Source organism: Clostridium senegalense JC122 (genome assembly GCF_000285575.1).
Classification (GTDB): domain Bacteria; phylum Bacillota; class Clostridia; order Clostridiales; family Clostridiaceae; genus Clostridium_J; species Clostridium_J senegalense.
The window spans coordinates 3,964-8,177 of record NZ_HE611055.1; the positions used below are offsets into that span (position 1 = coordinate 3,964).

The 4,214-nt window shown below is 23.9% G+C and carries 5 protein-coding genes; 3 read left to right on the top strand and 2 right to left on the bottom strand.

All coding sequences use genetic code 11. The features are described 5' to 3' along the window. Positions 1-369: a hypothetical protein gene (locus CSGHG_RS17445; RefSeq protein ID WP_010298398.1), complete on the bottom strand. Its 369-nt coding sequence runs from the start codon at positions 367-369 to the stop codon at positions 1-3. A gap of 315 nt (positions 370-684) precedes the next feature. Here CSGHG_RS17445 and CSGHG_RS17450 point away from each other — a divergent pair, with 315 nt between their 5' ends. Together CSGHG_RS17450 and CSGHG_RS17455 are read left to right on the top strand one after the other, a co-directional pair. After that, on the top strand, positions 685-912 hold the full coding sequence (locus CSGHG_RS17450) for a DUF378 domain-containing protein (RefSeq protein ID WP_010298401.1): 228 nt from the start codon (positions 685-687) through the stop codon (positions 910-912). A 133-nt stretch (positions 913-1,045) separates the two neighbouring features. Continuing rightward, a complete protein-coding gene (locus tag CSGHG_RS17455) occupies positions 1,046-1,687 on the top strand; it encodes a DUF2284 domain-containing protein (RefSeq protein ID WP_026022430.1) in 642 nt (213 codons plus the stop codon). On the opposite strand, the gene CSGHG_RS17460 is transcribed toward CSGHG_RS17455, so the two are convergent. Next, a complete protein-coding gene (locus CSGHG_RS17460; protein WP_010298407.1) occupies positions 1,677-1,880 on the bottom strand; it encodes a hypothetical protein in 204 nt (67 codons plus the stop codon). The two genes, CSGHG_RS17455 and CSGHG_RS17460, sit on opposite strands and share 11 nt — an antisense overlap. A 713-nt stretch (positions 1,881-2,593) precedes the next feature. Between CSGHG_RS17460 and CSGHG_RS17470 the strand changes: the two genes are divergently transcribed. Further along, a complete protein-coding gene (locus CSGHG_RS17470; protein WP_010298409.1) occupies positions 2,594-4,036 on the top strand; it encodes an NADP-dependent glyceraldehyde-3-phosphate dehydrogenase in 1,443 nt (480 codons plus the stop codon). Positions 4,037-4,214: the final 178 nt, after the last annotated feature.

A 4,214-nucleotide genomic window follows, 5' to 3' on the forward strand; every position in this document is an offset into this window, starting at 1 on the left:
CTATTTCTTATTTTTTACTCTATTCGGCTTTGCTTTTGGTTTTATAACATTATTATTGCTTTTATTATATTTTTTATAGTTACTATTATTATCTGTTTTTACATTATCAAATCCTTTTAAAAATCCACAAAGATCCATAAACCATAAAAATAATATTACAAATATTGTTGGTATTATATATTTGTTAACAATAACAGGCATTGTTGGCCATAAAAAATTGGGAATTAAAAATACAGCTAGTGCTATAATTAAAACTACCCACTTATTAATTTTAATTTTTGAAAATACATATACTCTTAAAGCACTGTATGCAATTAAAGAAATAATTGAAAAAAGTATTATTTCTAATATCATAGTTACTATTGCCATTTCATTCTCCCTCTTTCAATATCTATAATGATTTCAATACTACAATTATATAGTCTTATTAAGAAAGTAACAAGTTTTATAACATATTTTTATTTTTAATCTTTATAATTTATGTTAAAATTTATCTATAGGAGTCCAAGTTATTTTTTAAAACTATTGAATAAATTAAATCTTGTCTTCCTATAACACTATAAAAATTTAATATAGATATTTTTACATTCCTTTTTATTTTATTATTATATACATTTTTCTGAATAAATTAATATTTTCAGGAAATAATAACATTTAAATAATAAATAAAAGGAGTGACTATTAATGAAAGTATTAGACACAATAGCTCTTATATTAGTTATAATTGGTGCCGTAAACTGGGGACTAGTAGGATTATTTCGTTTTGATTTAGTAGCTGCATTATTTGCTGGCTCCAGTGCCTTTGGATCAATAAGTGGTTTTAGCAGAATAATTTATGGTTTAGTTGGATTATGCGGTTTATATGCGATTTCATTCTTTGCTAAAACAAACGATTCACATAGAGATATTTAATATCTCTATGTTAGTGAATATGATACAATATTAAACTTTAATATATCATATTCACTTTTATTTTTATTAAATCTTAAACATAAGGGGGTTAAGGAATGTTATTTTTCAAAAATACTTTCCTATAAAAATTTATATGAATATGTTAAAAGAAAATTTTAATATTAAAAAAGTAACTATTATGGAACTTTTAAATTATTATAAACCTGAAACAATTAATAATTATTGTAAAAAATGCGAAAAATTTAATAAAGTTTGGTCTTGTCCAACTTTCAACTTTGACACTATTGATTACATAAATAAATACAAATTTGCCTATATAATCGCATATAGAATTAATATAACTGCACAAAACAATATAGAAGATGATTTCAATTTTATAAAAGAATTTATACCAGAAGTAACTGAATATAAAGATGACTTTGATAAAATTTTTAAAACATTATATTATAGTGCACGTTTACATTTAGACAAGCTTCTCCTTAACTTAGAAAAAGATTTTAAATCATCTTTAGCTATTTTCTCAGGAAGATGCTTATTTTGCAAAGTATGTCAAAAGGAATATGGATTAAAATGTTTAAATGAAAATAACCTAAAATATTCTTTAGAAGCACTAGGGTTTGATGTTTCAGATATATTAAAATCATTACTTAATATTGAAATTCAATGGAGTAAGGAATCCTCTTCTCAATATGTTACTTGTGTATCTGCACTTTTTTCAAAAGAGGAAATTAATATTTCAGAATTAAACAAATCTATTTCTAAAATTATCGAGTAAATCTAATTTGTGCTACTAAAGTATTGCCACTTCTTCTTATAACCAATATGCTATAAGTAACATTTTCATTTAATAATTCCTCAATTATTTTACTTATTTCTATATCTAGATTTTTTATAGTGTTTTTATTTTTATCTATAATATTATATGCTTCTCCGCTTTTTTCTAAAAATAAATTATCCCATTGTTCCAAATTTAAATAGCCTTCTAAAAAAATGTAATTCCTTTTTCAGTCAACATTTTTTTATTTTCTTATACTTAAGTTCTGTATCTGCTACTTCTTTTTCTATTTTTTTTAAATATTGTTTTTTTAAATCTATATTTTTTTAACAATCTCTATATTTTCTTTCACATTCAAATTTTCATTATCTAGCTTATTCATATATTTATTTACTTTTTTTATGTATTTTTTACTATTAAACATATTTTTATCTTGCCTTTCTTTTACTAATATATATACAATATTCTTGAGGTGATTTTTAAATGGAAGAATTAGAAAAATTGTTAAATATATTAGTTGATTTTTTTATAGTTACATTTAAAAAATAAATATTTTTTTAGTTACTTATTATGATAAACTATTATTTTATTTTAATAAACAAAATACTATTAAAAAATGTATGAACCATCTATAAAAAAGAATAGAAAAAATAACAAATTGAATATTACTTTAAAAGAAGTAAAGTTAGAAGAGTATAAATTAAATGATTCTATCAAAAATAATAAGAATAAACTCTTTAACCTAGAAAAAAAATAAATGTTATTGAAGATTATATTAATAATAATTTATCGTAACACTATCAACTAATTTTTTAAATTTCTCTTTATAAATTTTTTAATAAATGCTAATACTAAGACTTGATTATAGGCATTAAATAAAAGTAATTTATAAAGAGGTGATAAATTTTGATTAACTCTATAAAAAAAGATAATATTTATCATAACTTATATGATGGTAAATGGATTATATGTGACAATACTATAGACATATTTTCTCCAACGAATGGAGAATTAATAGGAAAGGTTCCCGCAATGTCAAATCATGATGTTGATAATTTTTTAGAAAACTCAAAATTTAGTCAAAAACATTGGGAATTAACTCCTATAGACTCTCGAGCTAATATATTATATAAAACTGCTAAAATTCTTGAAGATAATATAGATGAAATTTCTGAAATTTTAATGTTAGAAATTGCAAAGGATAAAAAATCATCTATTTCTGAAGTAAAACGTACTGCTGATTTTATTAGATATACAGCTGATACTGGAAGAAATTTGTATGGAGAATTTATTCAATCAGATAGTTTTCCAGGCTTTTCAAGAAATAAATTATGTCTTACAACTCGTGTTCCATTAGGTGTAGTTTTAGCCATATCTCCTTTTAATTATCCTATAAATTTATCAGCGTCTAAAATAGCTCCTGCATTAATGGCAGGTAATAGTGTTTTATTAAAACCACCTACCCAAGGTTCTATAAGTGCATTATATTTATCAAAAGCTTTTATGATGGCTGGCCTTCCACATGGTGTTCTGAATACTATTACTGGAAAATCATCATCAATTGGTGATTATCTCGTATCTCATAAAAATGTAAATTTTATAAATTTCACCGGTTCAACAAAAGTAGGCACTCATATAGCAAGTATCTCTAATATGGTTCCACTTATGATGGAATTAGGTGGCAAAGATGCTGCAATAGTTTTAAAAGATGCAGATATTGAAAAAACTGCTAAAGAAATCATTAGCGGAGCATTCAGTTATTCTGGCCAAAGGTGTACTGCTATAAAAAGAGTGTTAGTAATTGAAGATATAGCTGATAATTTAGTTAATGCTCTCTTAAATGAATTAAAACAACTTAAAGTCGGATTACCTGAAGATAATTGTGATATAACTCCATTAATTGATAGTAATTCCTGTGACTTTGTTATGAACTTAATAAAAGATGCTTTAGACAAAGGTGCTAATTTAATTACTGGATATAAAAGATTTGGTAATATAGTACATCCTACATTATTAGATAACATATCATTAGATATGGATATAGCTTGGGAAGAACCTTTTGGTCCTGTTCTTCCTATAATAAGAGTAGCTTCTAAAGAAGAAGCTATATCTATAGCAAATAAATCCCAATATGGACTTCAATCTTCTATATTTACCAAGAATATAAATGATGCTTTTGACATTGCAAATAAATTGGATGTTGGCACAGTTCAAATTAATAGTAAAACAGAAAGGGGACCAGACCACTTTCCTTTCTCTGGTGTAAAATCCTCTGGTATGGGAACACAAGGAATAAAGTATAGTATAGAATCTATGAGTAGACTAAAATCTATAATTATTAATATTTAAACTAAAAAGCAACTTTAAAATAAAATTAACTTTAAAGTTGCTTTTTTATATAGGGTTCCAAATTAAGTTTTAAACTTATTCATTTATCAAATGAGAAAACTCAAATTAATATTTCTATCAATAACTAACAGATTATTTTAGTTATTAGTGAACAGTTCTTAACTAACTATCGGACGGC

What these genes read in the sequence shown, in the direction of transcription:
- CSGHG_RS17455 (WP_026022430.1), top strand. Translation starts at nt 1,046, where the DNA reads ATGAATATGTTAAAAGAAAATTTTAATATTAAAAAAGTAACTATTATG.
- CSGHG_RS17445 (WP_010298398.1), bottom strand. Translation starts at nt 369, where the DNA reads ATGGCAATAGTAACTATGATATTAGAAATAATACTTTTTTCAATTATT.
- CSGHG_RS17450 (WP_010298401.1), top strand. Translation starts at nt 685, where the DNA reads ATGAAAGTATTAGACACAATAGCTCTTATATTAGTTATAATTGGTGCC.